The organism is Rugosimonospora acidiphila (genome assembly GCF_039543385.1).
Taxonomy (GTDB): domain Bacteria; phylum Actinomycetota; class Actinomycetes; order Mycobacteriales; family Micromonosporaceae; genus Rugosimonospora; species Rugosimonospora acidiphila.
Genome location: NZ_BAABJQ010000027.1, coordinates 89,619 through 115,436, shown reverse-complemented (window position 1 = coordinate 115,436; position 25,818 = coordinate 89,619). Strand labels below are relative to the sequence as shown.

Annotated in this window: 16 protein-coding genes and 3 pseudogenes; 12 read left to right on the top strand and 7 right to left on the bottom strand. The window is 72.6% G+C overall.

Features of this window, described 5'->3' with window-relative positions; genetic code table 11:
* From ABEA87_RS33340 to ABEA87_RS33315, 6 genes are all read left to right on the top strand, one after another.
* The coding region (locus ABEA87_RS33340; protein WP_345636436.1) for a helix-hairpin-helix domain-containing protein at window positions 1-1,388 on the top strand (1,388 nt) is incomplete at its 5' end.
* Window positions 1,389-1,583: 195 nt separating this feature from the next.
* Window positions 1,584-2,315 (top strand): methyltransferase domain-containing protein, encoded by a 732-nt coding sequence (locus ABEA87_RS33335; protein WP_345636434.1) that lies wholly within the window; start codon window positions 1,584-1,586, stop codon window positions 2,313-2,315.
* Complete coding sequence (locus ABEA87_RS33330) at window positions 2,312-3,448, top strand: alkaline phosphatase family protein (protein WP_345636432.1); 1,137 nt, start codon at window positions 2,312-2,314, stop codon at window positions 3,446-3,448. Before ABEA87_RS33335 ends, ABEA87_RS33330 begins: the two co-directional genes overlap by 4 nt.
* A gap of 124 nt (window positions 3,449-3,572) precedes the next feature.
* Window positions 3,573-5,003 (top strand): alkaline phosphatase family protein, encoded by a 1,431-nt coding sequence (locus ABEA87_RS33325; protein WP_345636430.1) that lies wholly within the window; start codon window positions 3,573-3,575, stop codon window positions 5,001-5,003.
* 276 nt (window positions 5,004-5,279) lie between these two features.
* On the top strand, window positions 5,280-6,596 hold the full coding sequence (locus ABEA87_RS33320) for a DNA polymerase IV (protein WP_345636428.1): 1,317 nt from the start codon (window positions 5,280-5,282) through the stop codon (window positions 6,594-6,596).
* A gap of 118 nt (window positions 6,597-6,714) precedes the next feature.
* Entirely contained in the window at window positions 6,715-7,098 is a 384-nt protein-coding gene (locus tag ABEA87_RS33315) for a DUF3040 domain-containing protein (protein ID WP_345636426.1), read from the top strand.
* Between the two features lie 315 nt (window positions 7,099-7,413).
* Here ABEA87_RS33315 and ABEA87_RS33310 read toward each other — a convergent pair whose 3' ends face one another.
* Genes ABEA87_RS33310 through ABEA87_RS33300 form a run of 3 tightly spaced genes read right to left on the bottom strand, consistent with a single transcriptional unit; the run spans window position 7,414 to window position 12,282 of the window.
* Window positions 7,414-9,903 (bottom strand): transglutaminase TgpA family protein, encoded by a 2,490-nt coding sequence (locus tag ABEA87_RS33310; RefSeq protein WP_345636424.1) that lies wholly within the window; start codon window positions 9,901-9,903, stop codon window positions 7,414-7,416.
* 37 nt (window positions 9,904-9,940) lie between these two features.
* Window positions 9,941-11,260 carry a DUF58 domain-containing protein gene (locus tag ABEA87_RS33305; protein WP_345636455.1) on the bottom strand — a complete coding sequence of 440 codons (1,320 nt, stop codon included), beginning with the start codon at window positions 11,258-11,260 and terminating at the stop codon, window positions 9,941-9,943.
* Between the two features lie 2 nt (window positions 11,261-11,262).
* The gene (locus tag ABEA87_RS33300; protein WP_345636453.1) at window positions 11,263-12,282 is read right to left on the bottom strand and encodes an AAA family ATPase; all 1,020 of its coding nucleotides are present in this window, start codon (window positions 12,280-12,282) and stop codon (window positions 11,263-11,265) included.
* A 534-nt stretch (window positions 12,283-12,816) separates the two neighbouring features.
* Here ABEA87_RS33300 and leuS point away from each other — a divergent pair.
* Window positions 12,817-15,681, top strand: a complete 2,865-nt coding sequence (gene leuS, locus ABEA87_RS33295) for a leucine--tRNA ligase (RefSeq protein WP_345636422.1) — start codon at window positions 12,817-12,819, stop codon at window positions 15,679-15,681.
* Here the strand turns inward: leuS and ABEA87_RS33290 are convergent.
* From ABEA87_RS33290 to ABEA87_RS33275, 4 genes and pseudogenes are all read right to left on the bottom strand, one after another.
* Window positions 15,665-16,375 carry a TVP38/TMEM64 family protein gene (locus ABEA87_RS33290; protein WP_345636421.1) on the bottom strand — a complete coding sequence of 237 codons (711 nt, stop codon included), beginning with the start codon at window positions 16,373-16,375 and terminating at the stop codon, window positions 15,665-15,667. The two genes, leuS and ABEA87_RS33290, sit on opposite strands and share 17 nt — an antisense overlap.
* On the bottom strand, window positions 16,372-17,091 hold the full coding sequence (locus ABEA87_RS33285; RefSeq protein ID WP_345636419.1) for a type 1 glutamine amidotransferase: 720 nt from the start codon (window positions 17,089-17,091) through the stop codon (window positions 16,372-16,374). The genes ABEA87_RS33290 and ABEA87_RS33285 overlap by 4 nt, the downstream gene beginning before the upstream one ends.
* A gap of 4 nt (window positions 17,092-17,095) precedes the next feature.
* A pseudogene (locus tag ABEA87_RS33280) lies at window positions 17,096-17,692 on the bottom strand (DUF1727 domain-containing protein); the annotation flags it as partial.
* A 735-nt stretch (window positions 17,693-18,427) separates the two neighbouring features.
* Window positions 18,428-19,048 (bottom strand): annotated as a pseudogene (locus ABEA87_RS33275) (Mur ligase family protein); the annotation flags it as partial.
* 459 nt (window positions 19,049-19,507) lie between these two features.
* Here ABEA87_RS33275 and mraZ point away from each other — a divergent pair.
* The 5 genes and pseudogenes from mraZ to ABEA87_RS33250 all read left to right on the top strand — a co-directional run.
* A complete protein-coding gene (gene mraZ / locus ABEA87_RS33270; RefSeq protein ID WP_345636417.1) occupies window positions 19,508-19,939 on the top strand; it encodes a division/cell wall cluster transcriptional repressor MraZ in 432 nt (143 codons plus the stop codon).
* A 205-nt stretch (window positions 19,940-20,144) separates the two neighbouring features.
* On the top strand, window positions 20,145-21,260 hold the full coding sequence (rsmH, locus tag ABEA87_RS33265) for a 16S rRNA (cytosine(1402)-N(4))-methyltransferase RsmH (RefSeq protein ID WP_345636415.1): 1,116 nt from the start codon (window positions 20,145-20,147) through the stop codon (window positions 21,258-21,260).
* A complete protein-coding gene (locus ABEA87_RS33260) occupies window positions 21,257-21,838 on the top strand; it encodes a hypothetical protein (protein ID WP_345636414.1) in 582 nt (193 codons plus the stop codon). Before rsmH ends, ABEA87_RS33260 begins: the two co-directional genes overlap by 4 nt.
* A gap of 183 nt (window positions 21,839-22,021) precedes the next feature.
* Entirely contained in the window at window positions 22,022-24,235 is a 2,214-nt protein-coding gene (locus ABEA87_RS33255) for a peptidoglycan D,D-transpeptidase FtsI family protein (protein WP_425570998.1), read from the top strand.
* A gap of 57 nt (window positions 24,236-24,292) precedes the next feature.
* Window positions 24,293-25,810 (top strand): annotated as a pseudogene (locus ABEA87_RS33250) (UDP-N-acetylmuramoyl-L-alanyl-D-glutamate--2,6-diaminopimelate ligase); the annotation flags it as partial.
* Window positions 25,811-25,818: the final 8 nt, after the last annotated feature.

The following is a 25,818-nucleotide window of genomic DNA, read 5'->3' as shown; positions in this document are numbered from 1 at the left end:
TGGCCACCCTGCCGCGGCTGAAGCCGAAGGTGTTCTACGACCTCGTGGTGGAGGTGGCGCTGATCCGGCCCGGGCCGATCCAGGGCGGCTCGGTGCATCCGTACATCCGGCGGGCCAATGGCCGGGAGGAGCCGACCGTTCCGCACCCGTTGATGGCCAAGGCGTTGGCCAAGACCAAGGGCGTACCGCTGTTCCAGGAGCAGCTGATGCAGCTGGCCATCGACGTGGCCGGGTTCAGCGCCGCAGAGGCCGACCTGCTGCGCCGGGCGATGAGCGCCAAGCGGTCGATGCGGCGGATGGCCGAACTGCGTGACCGGCTCTACCGGGGCATGGCCGCCAACGGGATCACCGGCGCGGTCGCCGACGACATCTACCTGAAGCTGTCCTCGTTCGCCAACTTCGGCTTCCCGGAGAGCCACGCGATGAGCTTCGCCTACCTGGTGTTCGCCAGCGCCTGGCTCAAGCGCTACCACCCGGCGGCCTTCTGCGCGGCGCTGCTGGGCGCCCAGCCGATGGGCTTCTACTCACCGCAGACCCTGGTGGACGACGCCCGCCGGCACGGGGTGGAGGTGCGCCGGCCGGACGTCAACGCCAGCGCCGCCAGGGCGAGTCTCGAGCGCGACGGGGCCCGGCGGACCCGGGCCGGCGGCGGGGGCGAACCGCCGGCCGAGTGGGGTAGGGGCGGCCCGGCGGTGCGGCTGGGCCTGTCCAGCGTGCGTACCCTCGCCGAGGACGTGGCCCGCCGCATCGAGGACGAACGTCGCGCCCACGGCCCGTACCGGGACCCGGCCGACCTGGCCCGCCGCGCGGCGCTGACCACCGCGCAGCTGGAGGCCCTGGCCACCGCGGACGCGTTCGCCAGCCTCGGCCTGTCCCGCCGGGAGGCGCTGTGGGTGGCCGGCGCGGCGGCGCGGGAGCGGGAGGGCCGGCTGCCCGGCACCTCCATCGGCGCCGTCGCCCCCGCGCTGCCCGGCATGGATGAGGTCGAGCGGCTGGTGGCCGACGTGTGGGCCACCGGACTGTCGCCCCGGGCGCACCCGGCCCAGTTCGTCCGCGAGCACCTGACCGAGATCGGTGCGCTTCCGATCGAGGCGCTCGCCCGGACGGCGGCCGGCCGCCGGGTGTACGTGGGCGGCATCGTCACCCACCGGCAGCGTCCCGCGACCGCGGGCGGCATCACGTTCCTCAATCTCGAGGACGAGACCGGCCTGCTCAACGTGGTGTGCTCGCCCGGCCTCTTCCTCCGGAGCAGGAGGATCGTCCGCGCCGGCCCGGCCCTGCTGGTGCGCGGCGTCCTGGAGAAGACCGACGGGGTGATCACCCTCGTCGCCGACCAGTTCGCCCCGCTCTCCGTTCCGGTCAGCTCCCCCTCGCGGGACTGGCAGTGAGCGCGGCCGGCCAGCGGTCGCGGGGGCCGGCGTCCGACTCCGGTGTCGGTGTCGTCACCGGAGTCCGGTTCCCGGCAGGTCGAGGCGCCCGAGCATCCGGCGGCGAGCCGCTGGTCAGCGCCCACAGCGACGGCCACGGGCGCCGTGGGGCGGCGCGCCCGCACGGAGGACCGCCGCCCGCGTAGGCTGCCGGGGGTGGAGCGAACACACACCCGGCCCGCCGAGCCACGAACCGCCGTGGTCTGGGCCGCGCTGCGTGAAGAGACCGACCGCCGCGGCACCAACCTGGTAGTGATCGATGTCGGGGGTGGCACCGGCGGTTTCGCCGTGCCGCTGGCCGAGGCCGGGCATCGGGTCACCGTCGTCGATGCCAGCCCGGACGCGCTGGCCGCGCTGACCCGCCGGGCGGCCGAGGCCGGGGTGGCCGGGCGGGTGGCCGCGGTGCAGGGCGACGGCGACCGCCTCGCCGAGCTGGTACCGGCCGGTTCAGCCGACTTGATCCTGTGCCACAGCCTGCTCGAGGTCGTCGACGACCCGGCCGGGGTGGTCGGCGCGCTGGCGTCCACGCTGCGGCCAGGGGGCGCCGTCTCGGTGGTGGTCGCCAACCGGGCCGCCGCCGTACTGTCCCGCGCGATGAGCGGTCATCTGGGGGTGGCCGCCGCGCTGCTGAGCGACCCGGCCGGGCGCGCCGGGGCGGGCGACAAGCTGCGCCGGCGCTTCGACCCGGCCGGGGCCACCGCCCTGCTGGGCACCGCCGGCCTGGTGGTGGAGCGGATCCAGGGGGTACGGGTGGTGGCCGACCTGGTACCCGGTGCGGTCGCCGACGCCGACCCGGACACGCTGCTGGCGCTGGAGCTGATCGCGGCCGAGCTGCCGCCCTACCGGGACATCGCCACCCAGTTGCATCTGTTCGCGCGCAAGCCGTGAGCGGACCGGGCCCGGCCGCTGGCCTGGCCGACGTGCTGCCCAGCGCGCTCGCCGTGCTGGGCGTGCCGGGCAGCCCCGACCGGCTGGGGCTGCGCGAGCGGCTGGACGGGGTACGCCGCGTCGTCGTGCTGCTCGTCGACGGGCTCGGGTACCACCTGCTCCCGATGGCCGCCCGCACCTCGCCGGTACTGGCCGAGGTGCTCGCCGGCCGGCTGGGCACCCTGGCCGAGCTGACCGCGCCGTTCCCGTCCACCACACCGGTCAGCCTGGCCACCCTGAGCACCGGTACCGGGCCCGGTGCGCACGGCATCCTCGGCTTCACGGTCAACGTCCCCGGCAGCCGCCGGGTGCTCAACCACGTCACGTGGGGCGACGATCCCGACCCGGAGCGGTGGCAGCCGGTACCCACCCAGTTCGCCCTCGCCGCGCGGTCCGGCATGCCGGCGTGCGTGGTGGCCCGGCCGGAGTACGAGGGCAGCGGGCTGAGCGCCGCCGTGTACCGGGGTGCCCGGTACCTCCCCGCCACCGACGAGGAGCTGACCGACCGGATCCTCGCGGCGCTGGCGGATCACCGGCTCGTGTACGGCTACCACTCGGCCCTGGACACGACCGCGCACGTGTGCGGCCTCTCCTCCCGGCAGTGGTCAGCGGCGGCGTCCGATGTGGACCGGCTGCTCACCCGGCTGATCGACGGGCTGCCCGCCGACGCGGCGCTGCTGGTGACCGCCGACCACGGAATGCTGGACGTGCCGGCCGACCACCGGTACGACCTGGTCGACCACTCGCGACTGCGGGACGGTGTCACGGTGCTGGCCGGCGAGCCCCGGGTGCGGTACGTGCACACCCGGCCGGGCGCGGAGTCCGACGTGCTGGCCGCCTGGCGCGGCGTGCTCGGGCCGGCCGCCCGGGTGCTGGCCCGCGACGAGGCGGTCACCGGCGGCTGGTTCGGCCCGGTGTCCGAGGCCCATCTGGCGCGCATCGGGGACGTGGTGGTGATCTGCCAGGACCGGTACGCGGTGCTGGACGGGCGGCGGGACCGGAAGTCGGTGGGGCGGCTGGTGGCGTACCACGGGTCCGACAGCGACGTGGAGCGGGCCGTGCCGCTCATTGTCGCGGTCGGCCGATCGGCTTAGCCGGGTCGTTCGAACGGCCATCTGTGGTTAAACAAAGGTTCGATTGAGGCTCGTCGCTTCGCCGCGCGGGTTCGGAAGAGTACTGGCTTGTCAAGATCGCCCATTGATTGGGGTGTATTTTCACATGCCTGAACTCACCAGGCGTCGGCTGCTCGCCGGCTCGGCCGCCGCTGCCGGCGCTGGCGTGGCATCCTCCCTGCTCCCGGTCAGCGTCCAGAAGGCGCTGGCGAAGGACGCGCCGCGTCGCTCGTCGCTCAAGGACATCGAGCACGTCGTGCTGCTCATGCAGGAGAACCGTTCCTTCGACCACTACTTCGGCACCATGGCCGGGGTCCGCGGCTTCGGCGACAAGCACGCCTTGAAGCTGTCCACCGGGCGCTCGGTGTTCTACCAGCCCGACCCGCAGAACCCCGACGGCTACACGCTGCCGTTCCACCTGAACACCCGGGCCAGCAGCGCCCAGGCCATTCCGTCGACCAGCCACGCGTACGACGTGCAGCACTCGGCGTGGAACAACGGCAAGATGGACAACTGGCTGCCGGCGCACCGCGCCGCGGACAAGGCCAACGGCCCGTACGTGATGGGCTACTACACGCGCGACGACATCCCGTTCCAGTTCGCGCTCGCCGAGGCGTTCACGCTGGGCGACAACTACTTCTGCTCGATGATGGGCCCGACCTGGCCGAACCGGCTCTACTGGATGACCGGCATGGTCGACGCCGATGGCAAGTTCGGCGGCCCGATCACCGCCAACAACACGCCGAACGGCCCGTACCGGTGGACCACCTACGCCGAGCGCCTGCAGGCGGCCGGCATCAGCTGGAAGGTCTATCAGGAGTCCGACAACTACGGCACCAACATGCTGTCGGAGTTCGCGCAGTTCCAGGCCGCCCAGCCGGGTGACCCGCTGCACGACCGTGGCATGGTGACCGACCCGCACGGCCAGTTCGAGTACGACGCGGCGAATGACAACCTGCCCACGGTGTCCTGGATCCTGCCGACGAGCACCCAGTCCGAGCACCCGAGCTACCTGCCCGCCGTCGGCGCCGACTACGTGGCCAGCAAGATCGAGGCCATCGCGTCGAACCCGAAGGTCTGGGCGAAGACCGCCTTCATCCTCAACTACGACGAGAACGACGGCCTGTTCGACCACGTCGCCCCGCCGGTGCCGAAGCCCGGTACCCCGGGTGAGTTCATCAACGGCTTGCCGATCGGTGGCGGCTTCCGGGTGCCGCTGATCATCGTCTCGCCGTGGACCGCCGGTGGCTGGGTCGCCACCGAGCAGTTCGACCACACCTCGGTGCTGCAGTTCCTGGAGAAGTTCACCGGGGTGCGCGAGCCGAACATCACCGACTGGCGCCGGGAGACCTTCGGGGACCTGACCTCGGCGTTCCGGTTCCGGGACGCGATCAAGACGGCGCCGACCCTGCCCGGTACGGCAGCCGGCCTGGCCGCGGCCCAGTATGAGGTGGCCCACCTGCCCAAGCCGACGGCTCCCGCCACCGAGCAGAGCCTGCCCACCCAGCAGAAGGGCAACAAGCCGCAGGTCCCGTAAGCGGCTGAGTTCTTGACCGAGGAGCCGGGGGCGAACCGGACATAACGCCCCCGGCTCCTTGCCGCCCCCATCCCGACGCCTCTCCGCCCCCGACGCGGCTTGGTCCTGGCGCGGCTCGTGCTCGCGCGCCCCTTGGCCCTGGCGCGGCTCGTGCTCTCGCGCCCCTTGGCCCTGGCGCGGCTCGGCCCTGACCTGGCCTGGCTCCCACCGGCGGTTCGCCGCGCGACCCGCACGGGTGCGCCGGGAAATGTCGGGGGCGCCGGCTACCCTCGCGGCGTGGGGCGTAGCCAGGAGGTACCACGGGGGCCGGCGGCCGGCTTCGGGCCGGACGCCGACGACACCGGCTGCACCATCCTGCACGTCGACATGGACGCCTTCTTCGCCTCGGTCGAGGTGCGCCGCCGCCCGGAGCTGCGGGGCCGTCCGGTCGTGGTTGGCGGGATCGGTCCGCGCGGCGTGGTCAGCTCGGCCAGCTATGAGGCGCGCACGTTCGGGGTGCGCAGCGCGATGCCCAGCGTCCGGGCGCGGCGGCTGTGCCCCGACGCGATTTTCCTGCCGCCCGACTTCGCGGAGTATTCGCGTGCCTCGCGCGCCGTAATGCGGATCTTCCGGGCGGTCACGCCGCTGGTCGAGCCCCTCTCCATGGACGAGGCGTTCCTCGACGTAGCCGGCGCCCAGCGGCTGCTCGGCCGGCCGGCGTCGATCGCCGCGGCCGTCCGCCAGCGGGTCGCCGCCGAGCAGGCGTTGACCTGTTCGGTCGGGGTGGCCCCCAGCAAGTTCGTGGCCAAGCTGGCCTCGACCCGGGCGAAGCCCGACGGCATGGTGGTGGTGCCCGTCGACCGGGTCCTCGACTACCTGCACCCGCTGCCGGTGGCGGCGCTGTGGGGGGTGGGGGAGCGCAGCGCCGAGGCGTTGCGCCGGCTCGGCCTGGCCACCGTTCGCGACCTCGCGCACGCGCCGGTTGCCATGATCCGGTCGGCGCTCGGCGAGGCGGCGGCCACCCACCTCCACGAGCTGGCCTGGGGCCGCGATCCACGCGCGGTGGTGCCGGAGCATGTGGAGAAGTCGATCGGCGCGGAGACCACGTTCGACGTCGATGTGGACGACCCGGCCGTGGTGCGGCGCACCTTGCTGGCGCTGGCCGGTAAGGCGGCCGCCCGGCTGCGCCAGGCGGGCCAGGCCGGTCGGACGGTGTCGATCAAGGTGAGGCTCGCCGACTTCCGCACCCTCAGCCGCTCGCGCACCCTGCCAGCGCCGACCGACGTGACCAATGAAGTCTTTGAGACGGCTTGGGCGCTCTATGACATATTGCGGCCCGGCGACCGGATCCGGCTCCTCGGGGTGCGGGTCGAGGGTCTGATCGAGGCCGGGCGCGCACCGCGCCAGCTCGCGCTCGACGGTCGGGAGCACGGCTGGCCGGAGGCGGAGCGGGCGGCCGACGCGGCCGTGGCCAGGTTCGGGGCGGGCGCGGTGCGCCCGGCGAGCCTGCTGACGCGTAACCCCGATGGGGTGGGCGAGTCGAAGTGGTCGGGGGCGCCGGGCCCGTGGAATGGGGGCAAGGGGGAGGCCGCGGAGGAAAATCCCGACACCTGAGCGTCGACCGGCTTTCCGACCCGGGTAGCCCCTCGTAGACTTGCCGGTAAGCAGCCACCCGGCTGTTACGGTCCGTCGATCCATACTGGAGCGACATCGATGACCGGGGAGGAGTGCCGTGCCGCTCTCGGAACACGAGCAGCGGCTGTTCGAGCAGATCGAGCGGTCGCTTGCCGAGGACCCGAAATTCGCCTCGGCCGTGCGCGCCACCGACCCGCGTTTCCACGCCCGACGCCGGCTGCTGGTTGCCGGTGCTCTCGTCGTGGCTGGTCTGGCGCTGGTCGTCTATGGGGTCGCCAGTAAGAGTGCCCTGCTAGGTGTGGCGGGCTTCGTGGTCATGTTGATCGCCGCCGCGTTCGGCTTGACTTCCTTACGCCGCGCGCACGGCACCGAGCTTCGAGCGGTCGGTGGGGCAGCCCGCCGACCCACTCGACAACGGCGCAGTTCCTTGATCGACCGGCTGGAAGAGCGCTGGCGTCAGCGCCCTGAGGACCGTAGATAGCGATCCGGCCGTCCCTGGAGGACGGCCGGCGGCATGTGGTGAAGGGCGGCCCACCGGGCCGCCCTTCACCACGCCTCACCCCCGGGATCATCCCGGCCTCACCCGGCGATCTCATCCGCGTTCACCCTCGGGCTCACCCCGCCCGGTCAGCGCCGGCCGGCCGGGCCCGGATTGGGTGGCCGGGCTGGATTGGCGGCGGGGCTGGAGTTCGTGGCGGCTGGGGTTCGTGGCGGCTGGGGTTCGTGGCGGCTGGGGTTCGTGGCCGGGCTTGGGTTCGTGGCGGGCCGGAACGCTCGGCTCCGGCCCGGTGCGGGTCTAGCGGCCGGCCCGGCCCGGCAACAGCCGACGCGGGCTGAGCACCCGCACGGTCCGCTCCCACGAGCGGGTCACCGCCGACGTCGCCGAGTTGGTGGAGCTCACCAGGCCGGTTCGCCAGCGATCAAGGACCGACGGCGGTAGCACGAGCGCCCGCAGGCGGGTGCGCCGGGACACCCGGCCGGCGATCGACGAGCGGACCGCGCGCAGCGATTCGGAGAGGCCGGCGGTGGGCAGCGGCTCCTTCGCGTACCGGGCCCGCTCCTCGGCCCGGCCGATCACCCGTACGCCCTCCACGCCGTCGGCATTCAGGTACAGCGAGCCGGCCAGTCGCTCCACCGTGACCCGCGGCGTCTCGGCCTCGTCCACCAGGATCCGGTGATCCACCAGGGTGTCCAGCAGTTCGTCCCAGGTCGCGTGCGCGTCGAGCCGGGCCAGCTCGGCCCAGCCGGCGTCCTCGACCACCCTCATCTCACCGGGTGCGGGCTGGGTGGACCCGGGAACCGGGGTGGCCGCGCGCAGCGATCGGCCGGTGCGCGCGCCCGACGCCAGCCGGGGCCGGCGGCCACGGCGGATCGCCGACCGGCGCAGGGCCGGGACCGCGAGCAGCATCAGGAGCAGCACGATCGCGCCGATCAGGTACCACGGCCACGTCGACCCGTTCGCTCGCAGGGCGCCGGCGCCGGCGCCCGGGTTGGTGTCGTCGGGCAGCGCACGATGACCCGGTGCGGCCGAGCTGGTGGGGCCGGCCGAGCTGGGCGCGCTCACCGAGCCGGGGACGCCAGGGGCGTCCTTGTGGTTGACGTCGGGTGCCCAGGACGGGCTCACCGAACCGGCGACGCCCGCGGTGGGAGTGGCGTCGAACGGCACCCAGCCGTACCCGGCGAAGTAGACCTCGGTCCAGGCGTGCAGGTTGTCGTTGGTCAGGACGTACGTGTCGCCCTGCTGCTGGCTGCCGCGGGTGAAGCCGAACGCGACCCGGGCGGGGATGCCGGCCACCCGTACCATCCAGGCCAGCGCCGACGCGTACTGCTCGCAGTACCCCCGCTTGTTGTTGAGGAAGTCGACGATGTCGCTGCCGCTGGTGCCCGACTTCGTGCTCAGCGAGTACTGGAAGCCGTTGGTCGCCGAGAAGTAGTTGTACAGCGCCAGCACCTTGTCGTACGGCGTGGTCTTGCCGGCGACCAGCCTGGCGACCAGATCGTCGACGGTCGGCTCGGACGGGACCTGGGTGTCCTCCCGCTGGATGTCGTTGTTCGGGCCGAGCGGCTTGGCGGCGCGCAGCGCCTCCGGCTTGAAGTCGGCGTGCAGGTACTGAAAGGAGTACTGCCGGCCGGCCGAGGTGGACCGGTTGGAGTAGACCAGCCCGCTGCCCGGATCGTAGAGCCAGCTCGCGTCCAGCTTCTGGAACTTGGTAGGCACCGAGTAGACCGGCAGCAGCGCCATGTTCAGGTTGTTGGTGACCGAGATGTTGGCTTGGTACTGCTTCTGGGTCACGCCGGCCCCGACGATGGCGGCGTTGGGCGGGTTGGCGATGACCGACCTGCCGCCCCGGGCCGGCTGCGAGCTGAAGCCCGCCTCGACCAGCCGGTCGGCCTCCCCGATGCGCAGGTAGTACGGCTCGGGGTCGGTGGTGGTCACCTTCACCAGGGTCTGCGTGCTCTTCTTGTTCAGCTCGCCGGCCAGCGCCGAGAACAGGTTGACGCTGGTGCCCCGGCCGTTGCCGCCCGGCCCGATGCCCTGGCCGCTGCCGGTGCCGAACCGGTTGAGCAACCCACTGGTCATGCCCGGGATGGCGAGCGGCAGGACGATGGCGACCACCACGCCGACCACGGCCAGGCGGCGCCCGGCGGCGGCCAGCGGGGACGGCTCCCACACGTCGACGTCGCGCCCCTCGCCGGTGAACCGGCGGCCGAAGCGGCGTACCCGGTCCACGTTGTCGGTGACCAGCAGCCACAGGAAGCCGACCGCGCCGACCGCGAAGGCGACGAAGTTGACGCTGTCCGAGTGGATCAGGACCGGGATCCAGTACATGGCCAGCATCGGGAAGCCGGCCAGCGCGGGACGGCGCAGGCCGACCGCGACCAGGTCGACCACGATGGCGACCAGCCCGATCGACGCCGCGGTCAGGAACAGCAGGCCCTGCCGGTCCGGCACCGGGATGCCGAGGTCGTTGATGTCCCGGTTGGCGCTGGTGAGCAGGTCACCGAAGTGGTGCAGGGTGGCGCCGGTCGGGATGGTTTCGGCGATGGCCGTGCTCGCCCCGAACAGCCAGGTGACCATCACGGTCAGCGCGGCGAGCATGCCCAGCAGCTGCGCCCACATCGGCGCCCGCAGCGCCCGGGTGCCCAGCGCGGCGAGGCAGACCGCGCCCACCGTGAAGAGGCAGTCGATGCTCCAGGTCCAGGTGTCGAAGATGGTGGCCAGCGGCGCGGTGCCGAGCAGGGTCGCGGCCGCGGCGACGAGGGTGACCTGACGGCGTTGATTCATCGTGCGCCCCGTCTCTCCCCGAGCCGGTCGGGCCCGGTCACGTACCCGGCCGGCCGGCGCCGGCGGCGGTGGTGGTCACGGTCTCGGCCATGGCCGCTCGCCAGGCGAAGCCCTGCGAGCCCCGGGCCGCCTGCGGCCACAGTCCGGGCAGCTTGTCGCCGTGCCGCACGCCAACCGTCCGCCAGCCGCCGCGCAGCAGGGAGAGCGCGGCGGCCCCGTGCGCCTGGTCCGCCTCCTCCCGCTCCGCGGTCGGCAGGTTGAGCCAGGTGGTGCTGTCGATGAGGAACCCGACGCAGGTGGTGTTGCTGGCGCGCAGCGCGCCCAGCAGCTCGGCCTCGGCCGGGGTGAGCAGGCCGAGCACCGAGATGATCATGCCGCCGTCCGACCGGTGCCGGACCAGGTCGATCAGCCCGGCGACGTCGCCTCGCTCGGACAGCTTCACCTCGGCCAGGTGGTCGAGGATCGCGCCGTCGCCGTCCGCCTCGGTGGCGTCGATGTCCACTCCGGCGTTGGTGACCAGGCGCAGCCGGTACCCGCTGTGGCGCAGGTGCATGGCGATGCTGGCGATGGCCGACACCGCCCACTCGAAGCTGGCCGTCGGCCCCTCGCCCCGGTGTGCCAGCGCCCGGCCGTCCAGGATCAGGGTGGCCCGGCTCTCCCAGGGCTGCTCCTCCCGGCGCACCATGAGCTCGCCGACCCGCGCCGTCGAGCGCCAGTGCACCCGGCGCAGGTCGTCGCCGTACCGGTATTCGCGGGTGGCCGCGTCGTCCTCGCCGTGTACCGCCACCGAGCGGGCCCGCGACTCGCCCGTACCCGCGTACTCGCCGGCCAGCCGCACCGACGGCAGCGCGATCACCTGTGGGATCACGGTGAGCCGGTCGACCGACGGGAACGAGCGGGTCAGCTCGCACAGGCCGAACGGGTCGGTCAGCCGGACCACCAGCGGGCCCACCTCGTACCGGCCCCGCACGTCCGCGCGGACGGTGTACGCCACCGAGCTGGCCTGGCGCCGGCCGAGCCGCTCCAGCACCAGTCGGGGCCGGCTGCCCAGCGCGTACGGCAGCCGGTCCTCCAGCAGCAGGGTGCCGGTGGGCAGGCCGGAGAGGTTCTGCAGGCGCAGCACCACCCGGGCGGTCGCGCCCACCGGGGTGCGGTGCGGCTCGAGCGTCCGGGTGCAGGCCAGCTTGTACCGGGTCCGCCCGACGTACCAGGCGCCGAGCAGCGGCAGCGCGGCGATCAGTATCGCGACCCGGAGTAGGTCCTTCTCGGCGAAGACGAAGGACAGCACCGCCATCGCCACCGCACACGCCAGGAACGACTTGCCACGCGTGGTCAGCCCGCGCAGCCCCTCGCGCACGGTCATCGCCCCCGCGAAGAGGGGTCTCGCGGATCGCGTGGCGGGGTGGCCGGGCGGGTGTTGTGGGGCGAGCGCTGCCGGTCGGTGGGCAGCGGCAGCCGGTGGATCAGTTCCGCGACCACGGCGTCGGTCGTCCGCCGGGACAGCTGCGCCTCGGCGGTCGGGATGAGCCGGTGGGCCAGGACCGGCACGGCCAGCGCCTGAAGGTCGTCGGGCAGCACGTAGTCACGCCCCTCCAGGGCGGCGACGGCCCGCGCGGTGCGCAGCAACTGGAGGGTGGCTCGGGGCGACGCGCCCAGTCTCAGCTCGGGTGCCTCGCGGGTGGCGTTGACCAGGTTGACCGCGTACTGCTTGACCGCGTCCGCGACGTGCACGTCCCGGACGGTGGCGATCAGCCCCCGGACGGTCTCCGCGTCGGTCACCGGGCTGAGCGCCAGCAGCGGGTCTTCGGCGCCGTGCACGTCGAGCATGGCGAGCTCGGCGCCGGCGTCGGGGTAGCCCATCGCGATCCGGGCGGTGAACCGGTCGCGCTGCGCCTCGGGCAGCGGGTAGGTGCCCTCCATCTCGATCGGGTTCTGGGTGGCCACGACCATGAACGGGCGCTGCAGAGGATAGGTGACCCCGTCGACGGTGACCTGCCGCTCCTCCATGCACTCCAGCAGGGCGGACTGAGTCTTGGGCGAGGCGCGGTTGATTTCGTCGCCGACCACGATGTTGGCGAACACCGCGCCCGGCTTGAACTCGAAGTCGCGGGTCTCCTGGTTGTAGACGCTGACCCCGGTGACGTCGCTGGGCAGCAGGTCCGGGGTGAACTGGATGCGCCGCACGCTGCAGTCGATGGAGCGGGCCAGGGCCTTGGCCAGTTTGGTCTTGCCGACGCCGGGTACGTCCTCGATCAGGAGGTGGCCTTCGGCGAGCAGCACCGCGAGAGCAAGCCGTACGGTGGCGGTCTTACCCTCGATGACCTGGTCGATGTTGCGGACGATCGCGTCGGCCGCAGCAGCGAAATCGGGTGCCGACATCGGTCCACCGAGCTCGTCAGCGGTACTTTGGATGGTCAACTGGCCTCCTCCTGGTATCCACACGGCTGCCGGTGCGCGTCACGGGCATGCCAGTAGGGTCGCGGGAGACCAGTCCCCGCCTCCCCGCTAGGACCACCCGCATCTTCTCAGGCTAGCCACTTTTGTGGGATACGCCGAGTGGGCCGAATAGTACAGCAGCGGAACCACCGTTCGGGTTAGCCGAGGTAACAAGATCGTTGCACCTGGTGATTTAGTGGAACCTATTGTCGCGCCCGCGAGTCCCCACCCTTGCGTACGCGTCCGCCGCCGGCCGGGTTCAGGGTCGGCGGTGGCGCACGTCGACCCCGGCTCGGGGGCGGTTAGGGGTGAGCACCGGCCGATCGAAACGGGGTACACTGCGCACATGATTCGGGCCTATCGACTTCTTAGGCGGCCGTGCTGACGCGATAGGCGCGGCACGGCGACCCCTCCTGCGCGAGGGGTTTTTTCGTGCCCGAAGGCGACCCTGGCCCTACTCAAACACAGGTGGCGATCATGACAGAGGTAGCGACTGAGGCGACCGCGGCCGCGACGGAGATCCCGCCGTTCCGGTACACGGCCGCGCTGGCCGGGCGGATCGAGGCCCGCTGGCAGGACTACTGGGAGGAGCACGGCACCTTCCACGCACCGAACCCGGTTGGGCCGCTGGCCGACGCCCAGCACCCCAGGGCCGGCGCCCCCAAGCTGTATATAGCCGACATGTTCCCCTACCCGTCCGGGTCCGGGCTGCACGTGGGCCACCCGCTGGGCTATATCAGCACCGACTGCTACTGCCGGTACCAGCGCATGATCGGCCGCAATGTGCTGCACCCCATGGGCTTCGACGCCTTCGGGCTGCCCGCCGAGCAGTACGCGGTGCAGACCGGTACCCACCCGCGCACGACGACCGAGGCGAACGTCGAGCGGTACCGCAGCCAGCTGCGCCAGCTGGGCCTGGGCTACGACGACCGGCGCAGCGTCGCCACCACCGACGTCTCGTTCTACCGGTGGACTCAGTGGATCTTCCTGCAGATCTTCAACTCCTGGTACGACCCCGAGGCGGGCGGCGGTGCCGGGAAGGCGCGCCCGATCGCCGAGCTGATCGCCGCCTTCGAGTCCGGGCAGCGGCCCACGCCGGACGGCCGGGACTGGTCGGCGCTGACCGACGTCGAGCGCCGCGCCATCATCGACGGCCACCGGCTGGCCTACGTGTCCGAGGCGCCGGTCAACTGGTGCCCCGGGCTGGGCACGGTGCTGGCCAACGAGGAGGTCACCGCCGACGGCCGCTCGGACCGGGGCAACTTCCCGGTCTTCAAGCGCAACCTGAAGCAGTGGATGATGCGGATCACCGCGTACGGTGACCGGCTGCTGGCCGACCTGGACTCGCTGGACTGGCCGGAGCCGATCAAGCTGATGCAGCGCAACTGGATCGGCCGCTCGACCGGTGCGCACATCGAGTTCCCGACCTCGGCCGGGCCGGTCCGCGTGTTCACGACCCGGCCGGACACCGTGTTCGGCGCGACCTACCTGGTGCTGGCGCCCGAGCACCAGCTGGTCGAGGAGTTGGCCCCCAACGACTGGCCGGCCGACACCAAGCCGGCCTGGACCGGTGGCCGCGACACGCCGGGCCAGGCGATCTCCGCGTACCGGGGATACTCGGCGGCCAAGACCGACGCGGAGCGGATCGCCGACGCGCGGGAGAAGACCGGCGTCTTCACCGGCGCGTACGCGACCAACCCGGTCAACGGCGCGCAGATCCCGGTGTTCATCGCGGACTACGTGCTGGGCGGCTACGGCACCGGGGCGATCATGGCGGTGCCCGGCCAGGACGAGCGCGACTGGGAGTTCGCCGAGGTCTTCGACCTGCCGATCGTGCGCACGGTGCAGCCGTCCGAGGGCTTCGACGGCAAGGCGTACACGGGCGACGGGCCGGCGATCAATTCAACCTCACCTCAGGGTTTCAGCTTGGACGGCCTGGGAGTCGTCGACGGCAAGAAGGCCATCATCGAGTGGCTGGAGGCCAACGGGCACGGGGCGGGTGCGATCACGTACCGGCTGCGTGACTGGCTGTTCAGCCGGCAGCGGTACTGGGGCGAGCCGTTCCCGATCGTGTACGACGAGACCGGCCTGCCCATCGCGGTGCCGGAGGAGATGCTGCCGATCGCGCTGCCCGAGGTGGCCGACTTCTCGCCGAAGACCTACGACCCCGACGACCCCAACACCGAGCCCGAGACGCCGCTGTCGCGCGAGCGGGGCTGGGTCGAGGTCGAGCTGGACCTGGGCGACGGGCCGAAGCGGTACACCCGCGAGACCAACGTGATGCCGCAGTGGGCCGGCTCCTGCTGGTACGAGCTGCGCTACCTGGACCCGAACAACGACCAGGCGTTCGTGGACCCGGCGAACGAGCGGTACTGGATGGGGCCGGCCGAGGGCGGCAGCGGCGGCGTCGACCTGTACGTGGGCGGCGCCGAGCACGCGGTGCTGCACCTGCTGTACGCCCGGTTCTGGCACAAGGTGCTGTTCGACCTGGGGCACGTCGCCTCGTCCGAGCCGTTCCACCGCCTGATCAACCAGGGCTACATCCAGGCGTACGCGTACACCGACGAGCGCGGCCGGTACGTCCCGGCCGAGGAGGTCGTCGAGCGCGACGGCGAGTACTACTGGAACGACGCGCCGGTCCGCCGCGAGTACGGCAAGATGGGCAAGTCGCTGCGTAACGTGGTAACCCCGGACGACATGTGCGAACGGTACGGAGCGGACACCTTCCGGGTGTACGAGATGTCCATGGGGCCGCTGGAGGTCTCCCGGCCGTGGGAGACCCGGGCCGTGGTCGGCGCCCAGCGGTTCCTGCAGCGGGTCTGGCGCGCGCTGGTCGACGAGCAGACCGGCGAGACCCGGGTCGTCGACCGGCCGGCCGACGAGGAGACCCGGCGCCTGCTGCACCGGATCATCGACGGAGTGCGCTCGGACATGGAGGGGCTGCGCTTCAACACGGCCGTCGCCAAGCTGATCGAGCTGACCAACCGGATCACCTCGATCAACGCCGACGGCACCCCGCTGGAGGTCGCCGACCCCCTGGTCCGGATGGTGGCGCCGATCGCGCCGCACGTCGCCGAGGAGTTGTGGCAGCGGCTGGGCCACGACGGCACCATCGCGTACGTGGACTTCCCGGAGGCCGACCCGGCGTTGCTGCGGGTCGAATCGGTGACCTACCCCGTGCAGGTGAACGGGAAGGTGCGCGGCCGGGTCGAGGTGGACGCGGGCGCGGAGGAGGAGGCGGTGCGGCAGGCCGCCCTGGAGGCGGTGGCCGAGGTACTGGCCGGCCGCGACCCGCGCAAGGTGATCGTGGTACCGGGGCGGATGATCAGCGTGGTGGTCTGATCCGGCCGGCGGCCTGGTCCCGGCGCATGGACGAGCGCCACCAGGCCGCCGCGCATCCGGAGACGATCAGCCCGGCACCGGCCGGGATGATCTCGAGCACGCCCAGGTGGCCCTGGCTGATCACGGCCGCCCCGATGCCGGCCCAGGTGGCCGCCGACGGGGCGGCGCCGGCCAGGGTACCGAGCAGGTAGTGGCGGGTACGCACCCCGGTGCTGCCGTACAAGTAGCTGACCAGCCCGTACGGCGCGATCGGGATGAGCCGGACCACCACCACGGCGAGCAGGCCCCGGCGGGACAGCCAGGCGTCGAACCGCGCGGCCCGGCCGCGCAGCCGGTCGGCCACCGCACCCCGGGCCAGCCACCGCGAGGCCGCGAACGCGAGGCCCGCCGCGATCAGCGCGGCGGTCAGGGCGTAGGCGAATCCGGCCACGGCGCCGAACAGCGCGCCGCAGGCCAACGAGACCGCGGTGCGCGGAACCAGGGCCAGCAGCAGCCCCGCCGCCAGCGCCACGGCCGGCACCGGCCCGAAGCGCGCGGCGGACCGGGACAGCTCCTGCAGCGGCAGGGTGTACGCGACCGCGGCCAGCGCGGCGATCACGACGGCCAGCAGGCCGACCCTCCACCACGGCGAACGGCGGAACCTCGAACCGAGCGCACCGGCCCGCGCCGGCGCGGAGGAGACCTCGCGGGTCACGCCGCCCCGACGGCCGCCAGCCGCTCGCCGCGCAGCAGCTCCGGCCAGGAGTCGTCCAGCGGCGGGAGCGCGTCCGCCCCGATCGCCCAGCGCAGCAGCAGGTCGGCCAGGGCAGGGTTGCGGGACAGGGCCGGCCCGTGCGAATAGGTGCCCACGATCCTGCCCAGCCAGGCACCCTCGGTAGCGCCGTCGTTGCCGACCCCGACCGAGACCTGGGCCAGCGGCCGGACACCCTGGCCCAAATGGGTGCGCCCGCCGTGGTTCTCGAAGCCGCTGAGCATGGGCAACCCCAGCGCGGGGTCGACCGCGCCGGCCAACTCGCCGACCGCCCGGGACGGGCCGCGATCCGAGTGCAGGTCCAGCAGGCCGAGCCCGCGGTACTGCTGCCCCTTGGCGAAGAACGAGTGACCCAGCAGCTGGTACCCGGCGCAGATGGCCAGCACGACCGCCCCGCGCTCGACGGCCCGGTACAGCCCGCCGTCGGTCATCAACCGCTGCGCGGCCAGCGCCTGTGGGCCGTCCTCGCCGCCGCCGAGCAGGTAGATGTCGCCGTCCACCGGGATCGGCTGGTCCGAGCGCACCTCGAAGCACTCCACCGGTATCCCGCGCATGCTGGCGCGGCGGGACAGGATCAGCAGGTTGCCCCGGTCGCCATAGGTGGACAGCAGGTCGGGGTAGAGCCAGACGATGCGCAGGGCCCGCTGTCCCTGGGGCATGCGGTCAGTTGACACGGTTCAGCTCCGCTCTGATGTCCTGGAACGCGCTGTAGTTGGCGATCACCTCGAGCCGCCCGGGCGGGACCGAGGCCAGCGCCTGGGCGAAGGACCGGACGTGCGTGAACGACAACCCGTTGACCTCAAGCCGTACCGCCAGGTCGAAGGCGCGGTCCCCGCTGATCAGTACGTGGCGCCCGGCCAGCGGGGAGAAGTCCACGTCGAACAGCCAGGAGGTGTCCAGCCCGTCGGGATCGCGCGCGTTGATGGACAGCAGCGTGGGCGCCGGGTCGGCCATGTCGAAGGCCTCCAGCCAGCCGGCCGGGTTCTTGGCCAGCAGCAGCCGGACCACCCTGCCGTCCCGCTCCACCTGCGCGTACCGGCCGGCGATCGAGGCGACCTCGGCGAGCCGGGGTGCGGCCTCGGCCGGCGGCACCCCGAACTCGGCGGCCACGGCCAGCGCGGTGGCCGCGTTCGCCCGGTTGACCCGGCCGGGCAGTTGCAGCCTGACCCGGTGCCGGTAGCCACGCGGATCGACCACCGCGTCGTTGTCGACGCTCCACTGCGGGGTCGGCCGGCGCAGCGAGCAGTTGGTGCAGTACCAGTCGGCGTCGGGCGCGTTCGGGCCGGAGTCGGCCAGCGGCTGCGGGCCCACGTCCACCGGCGTCTGCCCGGTCGTGCCGAGGGTCGGCTCCCCTGCGGCATGGGGCTCGATCGCGGGCATGATCAGCGTGCTCCCGGTCAGCGCGCTGGGCCGGGCCGGTGGGGTCGTGCCACCGTGGGGCGGCACCCCGCCGGGCGGGGTGGCGCCGGGCGCCTGTCCTGCGCCGGGCGAGGGGTTGCCGGGATGCGCCTGACCCTGACCCTGGTAGCCCTGATCCGGGTAGCCCTGTCCCGGATAACCGCCCTGCCCCGGGTAGTCGCCCTGCGCTGGGTAACCGGGCTGCGCTGGATAACCGGGCTGTCCGGCGTATCCGGGCTGCTGGTTGTAGCCGGCGTGCTGGTCGTAGCCGGGCTGGCCCGGCTGGGTGCCGTGGTCCGGCTGTGCGCCGTAGCCCGGTTGTGCGCCGTAGCCCGGCTGCGCCGAGTTCGGCGCGGCGCCGGCCGCGCCCTGGGGTGCCCAGGGCGACCCGCCGGGCGGCGGCGGCCACGCGGACGGAGCACCGGGCGCCTGGGCCGGCGCCTCCGGCCACGCCTGCCCGCCGGGCGGCATGCCCGGTGCGCCCGGGTATCCGGCCGGCGGCCCCGCCGGCGGCCCGGCCTGGGGGCCCTGACCGGAACGGCCGGGAACGGACTCCGGGGTGGGCGCGCTCGCCGGGGCGGCCATGGTCACGCCCGCTCGCGCGATGGCGCCGCCGCACTCCGGGCAGACCCACGAGTCGTCGTGCCAGCGCTGTCCGGCCGCCACCCAGGTGACCTGGTTGGATTCGGCCGCCGCCCAGACCACCATCGGGTCGTCGGCGTTGGCCACCAGGCGGACGTGCCGGCCGCGCAGGGTGTCCCGCCACAGCTGGGCCATCATCGCCACTTCCTTGGCCCGGTCCAACTGGTCCCGGCTCAGGTTGAGCAGCGCGACGACCCGGGGTTGAGTGGCGTCCAGCACCTGCGGCAGGTAGTGCTCATCGGTCTCGAGCACCGCGTACGGCGTATCGCCCGCCTTGGCCAGCGCGGACGTGTGGCCGGTGGGCATGTTGGCGCCGTAGGAGTTGGTGGCGACCGAACCCAGTACGCCCATGGCGGCGGTGGCCAGCCGGGTGGTGGTGGTCTTGCCATTGGTGCCCGAGATGAGCGCGATCTGCCGGCCGTTGGCCAGATGGGCGAGCAGGTTGGGATCAATCATGAGGCCCAGCCGGCCACCGATGACGGATCCGTCGCCCCGTCCGGTGGCGCGCGACAGCGCCGCCGCCCCCTTGGATACAGAGGTGGCGAGCTTGGCTCGGAGGGGTTTCCGCGTCGTCACGCGGGCAAGCGTATCGGAACCGCCTGCCCGATAATGCCAGTCCAACCCCGAACGCTGGTTGCCCTACGGCGCGTTGCCGTCGGGCCACGGTGGCCGAGGGCGGTGAGCCGTCCGCACCGGTTCACCCGCTCTCCCGCATCCCTCCTCCACCGGCGGCTTCCGGCGCCCTCCACCTCCCTCCCCGGCCGCCCCTCCGATAGCGGAGGGTCATGCCCGAGTGAACGTTTTGTAGGCATTCCGGGGCTGGGTCTGAGCGTGTCGGATAGCTGATCAAGAATGCCGAGGGCTCCCGCCCTCCACCGGAATCCACCGGCTCTGAGCTGCTCATTTGGGCGCTCGCGCCGCGCCGACACGGCGATTTTTTCGTTGACGGTGGAGGGAAGTGGAGTACAGTGGGGCGCACTGGCAGGGCTGGGAGGTTCGGCCGGTCCCGGGGGGTCGGGCGTCAGGGGGTGGGCCGTGTTTTTAGGCACCCATACTCCGCGCCTGGATGAAAAGGGCCGGTTGATCCTCCCCGCCAAGTTTCGGGACGAGCTGGCGGGAGGTGTCGTGATCACTAAGGGGCAGGAGCGCTGTCTGTATGTGTTCCCGATGCCGGAGTTCCAGCGGATCGCGGGCCAGTTGCGGGACCAGCCGATGACTCACAAGGCCGCCCGGGCCTACAGCCGGGTGTTCTTCGCCAGCGCACACGACGAAGTGCCCGACAAGCAGGGCCGGGTCACCATCCCCGGTCACCTGCGGGAGTACGCCGGGCTGAGCCGCGAGCTCGTGGTGATCGGAGCGAGCAGCCGGGTCGAGATCTGGGACAAACAGTCGTGGGAAAGCTACCTCGCCGAGAGTGAAGAGGACTTCGCTGGCATCGAGGAGGGGGTGCTACCCGGCGGGCTGTAGCGATGTTCCGCCGCCGTACCGCGAGATCTCCAGCCGCTCGCCTTCCTGACGTCACTTCCCCGGCGCCAGGTGGGTAGAGCGGATGGGGATCTGACGGTACGGCGCTGCGGAAACGTCGTGCGGAGTGACCGCGAATCACGCCGTACGGCCCGGGGGCGTGGCGAACCTACACGGTGGCCACGAAAAGCTCGACAGGGGGTCGGCAATGGGGGGACTGCGCCCGGATGGGCGCCTGGGCGGGCCGGCCCGCGAGGAGCCGAGCAAGCACGTTCCCGTGCTCCTCGAACGCTGTCTCGAGCTGCTCGCCCCGGCCCTCGACGCGCCCGGCCGCTCCGGCCGGGACGCGGTGCACCTCGACGCCACCCTCGGGCTGGGTGGGCACGCCGAGGCGGTGCTCGAGAGGCATCCCCATCTGGTACTGGTCGGGCTGGACCGGGATTCGGCGGCGCTGCGGATCTCAGGCGGGCGGCTGACCCGGTATGCCGGGCGGACGCACCTGGTGCACGCCGTGTATGACGAGTTGCCCGAGGTGCTCGACGACCTGGGGCTGCCCGAGCTCGACGGGGCGCTGTTCGATCTCGGAGTCTCGTCCATGCAACTGGACGAGGCCGAGCGGGGCTTCGCCTACGCCCAGGACGCACCCCTGGACATGCGGATGGATCCGACCACCGGGATCACCGCCGAAGAGGTGATCAACACCTACGAGGCCGGTGACCTCGCCCGCGTCCTGCGGGTGTACGGCGAGGAGAAGTTCGCACCCCGGATCGCCTCGGCGATCGTCAGGGAGCGGGGGCGGGGCCGGATCACGTCCAGCGCCCGCCTCGCCGAGCTGGTCCGGGACTCGATTCCGGCGCCGGCCCGGCGCACCGGCGGGCACCCGGCCAAGCGCACCTTCCAGGCGCTGCGCATCGAGGTCAACGGGGAGCTGGACGTGCTGCGCAGGGCGCTGCCCGCCGCGCTGGACCGCCTGGCGATCGGCGGCCGGATGGCGGTGATGTCCTACCACTCGCTGGAGGACCGGATCACCAAGCAGTCGATGGCGGAGCGGGCGCGGTCCACCGGCCCGGTGGATCTGCCGGTCGAACTGCCCGGCACCGGCCCGCGGCTGCGGCTGCTGACCCGGGGGGCGGAGCTGCCCAGCACCGAGGAGGTGGCAGCCAACCCGCGCTCGGCCTCGGTGCGGCTGCGGGCGGCCGAGCGTATTGACGAACGTAAGAGAACACCGGTCAAGGCACTGCACCAACCGGCCGTGCGTGGGGGTCTCGCGCGGCCGGCCAACCAGGCCAACCAGAGGGAAACCGAGCAGGGGGAGGGGCCATGAGGGAGTCGACCGCGACGACCACCCGTCGCAGCCCAGCACGTAAGACGGATCGAGGGGGTCCACCGGGCGACCGGCGGGCCGGCACACAGAGCAGGCAGTACGCGACCCAGGGGGCCACCGCCCTGGCGCCGGTGAACGCGCCGGCACCGGCGTCGACCAAGCGCGCCGGGGAGCGCGGCCGGCTGAGGGTGGCGCCGCCGGTGCCGGTGAGCGCGCCCCGGGCGCCGTTCGTGGCGCTCGTGCTCGTCGTGGTGGTGGCCGGGGTGCTGGGCATCCTGGTGCTCAACACGAAGATCAACGAGAACGCCTTCCGGCTCTCTCACCTGCAGGACCAGCAGAACACCTTGGACGAGCAGGAGCAGCAGCTCAACGAGCAGCTGGCGGACGACTCGTCGCCGACCAACCTGGCCGCCCTGGCCCACGCTCAGGGCATGGTCAGCGCCGGCCAGCCGGCGTACATCACCCTGCCCAACGGCACCGTGATCGGCATGCCGCAGCCGGCCAACGGGATGCCGAACCCCACCGCCCAGCAGGCCGGCACCGGCCAGGCGCTGTCCACCAGCGGGGCGGGGCACTGAGCCGTGCCGTCCCGCCGCACCGACCCACCCCATGGCCAGTCGTCCGGCCGTCGACAGTCGAGCCGGCAGCCGCCGGAGCCGAACGTGCTGCCGCTGCGCGACCGGTCGTCCGGCGACACCCCGGGCGCGGGTACCGCCCGCTCCACCGGTGGTACCCCTCGCTCGGCCGGTGGCCGCGGTGGCATCTCCGAGGCCCGCAGGTACTCCCCCCGGGGCCGGACGGTACGTGAGGGGGCCGGCCGGGACCCGTTCCGGCCCGCCCTCGAACTGCTGCGCAACGACCCGGTGGACGACGGCCCGGCCCGCCCCCGGCCGGCGAAGCGCGCCGCCGACGGACGGTCCACCGGTGGGGGCCGGCAGGCCGGTGCCGGGCGGCAGGCGAGCACCACGCGCCAGGCGAGCACGCGTGGCCGGCAGGGCACCACTGGCCGGCAGGGCACCACCGGCCGGCAGAGCACCGGCACCACCGGCCGGCAGGGCACGGGGACCACCGTCCGGCAGGGCAGCGCCGTTCGGCAGGGGGGTGGCGCACAGCGCCGGCGGGCCAGCCTGCCGCCGACCACGCGCCGGATCGCCACCAAGCGCGGCCCCACGCCGCGCCGGCCGGTGCGCAAGCCGAAGCGCCCGCCGCGCCTGGCCGAGCCGGGCCGCCGGCTGCGCGCCGGTACCGCGGTCGTGCTGGTGCTGTTCGCGATCATCGCGGGCCGCCTGGTCATGCTCCAACTCACCGACGCCCGCTCGTACGCGCTCACCGGGCTGCACGACCGGTTGATCAGCCAGCCGCTGTTCGCCCAGCGTGGGACGATCTTCGACCGCGACCACCAGGTTCTGGCGCAGGGCGTGGACGCCAAGTATGTCTTCGCCGACCCGTCGCAGATCCCGGCCAAGGACGTGCAGTCGATCGCGAACACGCTGCGCGACCTGCTCGGCGTGCCGAACTCGGAGCTGATCCCGAAGCTGAGCCGCAAGACCCGGGCGGACGGCAGCAAGGACGAGTTCGAGTACCTGGCCCGGGGCGTGGACGTCTCGGTCGCCAATGCGGTGATGGCCCGCAACCTGCCGGGAATTGGCGCGGCGCACGACGAGAAGTTCGAGGTGCCCGGGCACGACCTGGCCGCGAACCTGGTCGGCTTCGCCAGCAGCGACGGCGCGCCCGGGGACAGCCTGACCGGCCGGGTCGGGCTGGAGGAGAGCTACAACAACCTGCTCTCCGGTACCGATGGGAAGCGCACGTTCGAGGTGGGGCAGGGCTCCCTGGACGCGGCCATCCCGGGCGGGTACGACGAGACCACGCTCGCGAAGCCGGGCAGTTCCCTGGAGCTGACCGTCGATCGCGACCTGCAGTACGAGTTCCAGCAGGTGCTCACCAAGGAGATGGACGCCAACCACGCCGACTTCGGCTCGGCGGTGGCCATCGACGTCCACACCGGCGAGGTGCTGGCGCAGGCCAGCTACCCCAGCTACGACGCCGACAACCCCGGCGACTCCACGGCCGCGCAGCGGCTGGACGCGAACACCCAAATCGCGGTGGACCCGGGCTCGATCCACAAGGTGATCACGCTGGGTGCCGCTCTGCAGAGCGGCGCGATCCAGCCGAACACGACGATCACGCTCCCGGGTAGTTCGATCGTCAAGGGCGGCGTGACCTACACGGACACCACCCCGCTGTCCCGCGGCACCAAGATCACTCTGCCGGGCATCCTGGCCTACTCGTCGAACGTGGGCGCGATCAGCGTGGCGGACAAGATGTCCCCGCAGACGCTGTATAACTACCAGCTCAAGTTCGGGCTGGGTAAGCCGACCGGAGAGGGCATGCCGGGCGAGTCAGCGGGCCTGGTCCAGCCGCCGTCCAACTGGAGCGGCTCCAGCTACGGCTCGATCCCGATTGGTCGTGGCGTTTCGACCACTCCGCTGCAGATGGCAGCCGTGTACGCGACAATTGCCAATAATGGGGTATATATCCAGCCGCACCTCGTCAAGGGCACGATTACCCCCGACGGCAAGAGCCACCCGGCCGCGGCGCCGCAGACTCACCAGGTGCTGACTCCGCAGGTCGCCGCGACACTACGTCATGATCTGGAGGCGGTGGTGACCGCGAAGGGTGCGACCGGGCGCAAGGCGGCGATACCGCAGTACCGGGTGGCCGGCAAGACCGGCACCGGTGGCCTGGTGAAGGACGGGTCGTACGCGCCCGGCGAGGTGGCCTCGTTCATCGGCATGGCACCCGCGGACGCGCCCCAGTACGTGATCGCGGTGTTCGCGCACAGCCCCACCAACGGCGTGGGCAGCGAAGACGTGTCCGCGCCGACGTTCCAGCAGCTGATGTCGTTCACGCTCCAGCATTACGGGGTGGCGCCGACCGGTACCGCGGTGCCGACGTTCACTTTGACCCAATGACGCGACGTGTACCGCCCTGCGCTCACCGCTCACCCGGGGCGGGTAGGGTCTGACGCCGTGCCCGGCTATCCGCGTCCCCGCACGGTGCCCCCGCGCCCGCTCACCGACCTCGCCGACCTGCTCGCCGCGGAGATCGGCGGGGCGGCCGACCCCGGCACCCTGGTCAGCGGAGTCACCCACGCCAGCGACGCGGTGCGGCCCGGTGACCTGTTCGCCGCGCTGCCGGGCACGAAGGTGCACGGCGCCCGGTTCGTGCCGGCGGCGGCCGAGGCCGGCGCGGTGGCGGTGTTCACCGATCCGGCCGGTGTCGAGGCCGCCGAGCGGGCGGGCCTGCCGGCGCTGATCGTGCCGGAGCCCCGGGCGCTGCTCGGCCGGGTCGCCGCCGAGATCTATGACCGGCCGACCGAGAAGCTGACCGTGATCGGGATCACAGGTACCGCGGGCAAGACCTCCACCGCGTACCTGATCGAGTCCGGGCTGCGGGCCGCCGGCCTGTCCACCGGCCTGATCGGCACGGTGGAGACCCGGCTGGGCGACTTCGTGATCGACTCCGAGCGGACCACTCCGGAGGCCGGTGACCTGCAGGCGCTGTTCGCCGTCGCGGTGGAGCGGGGGATCGCCGCTGTGGTGATGGAGGTGTCCAGCCACGCGCTGGCCCTGGGCCGGGTGGAGGGCACCGCGTTCACGGTGGGCGGGTACACCAACTTCGGCACCGATCACCTCGACTTCCACGCCACGATCGAGGAGTACTTCCAGGCCAAGGCGATGCTGTTCGACGGGCGCTGCCAGTACGAGGTGATCAACCTGGACGAGGAGGCGCTGCGGCCCCTGCTGCGCCCGTCCACGATCACCTATTCGGCGGCCGGCGACCCGGCCGCGACCTGGCGGGCCACCGGGATCGAGTCCTCGGGCTTCGGGCAGCGGTTTCGGGCACACGGGCCGGGCGGCACGGAGGTCGACGGCGCGGTGTCCCTGCCCGGCCGGCACAACGTGGCCAACGCGCTGCTGGCGCTGGGCAGCCTGGTCGCCGCCGGGGTGGCGGCCGAGGTCGCCGCGATCGGCATCGCGGCCTGCCCGGGCGTACCGGGGCGGCTCGAGCGGGTCGCCGCGCCCGGCCCGGTGGTCGGGGTGGTCGACTACGCGCACAAGCCGGACGCGATAGTGGCCGCCCTGGCCGCTCTCCGGCACCCGGACGCCGGACGGCTCATCTGCGTGATCGGTGCCGGGGGAGACCGGGACCGGGGCAAGCGGCCGATCATGGGTCGGGCCGCGGCCGAGGGCGCCGATCTCGTACTGGTCACCGACGACAACCCGCGTACGGAGGACCCGGCCCTGATCCGCGCCGAGGTGCTGCGGGGCGCCGAGGCGGTGCCCGGCGCGCGGGTGATCGAGGTGCCCGGCCGGCGCCAGGCCATCGCCGAGGCGGTCGCTCGCGCCGAGCCCGGTGATGTCGTGGCGCTGCTGGGTAAGGGCCACGAGCGGGGTCAGGAGGTCGACGGCGAGGTACACCCGTTCGACGACCGGATCGAGCTCGCGCGGGCGCTGACCGAACGGTTCGGCGACGAATCCGGGCAGCCCGGCCA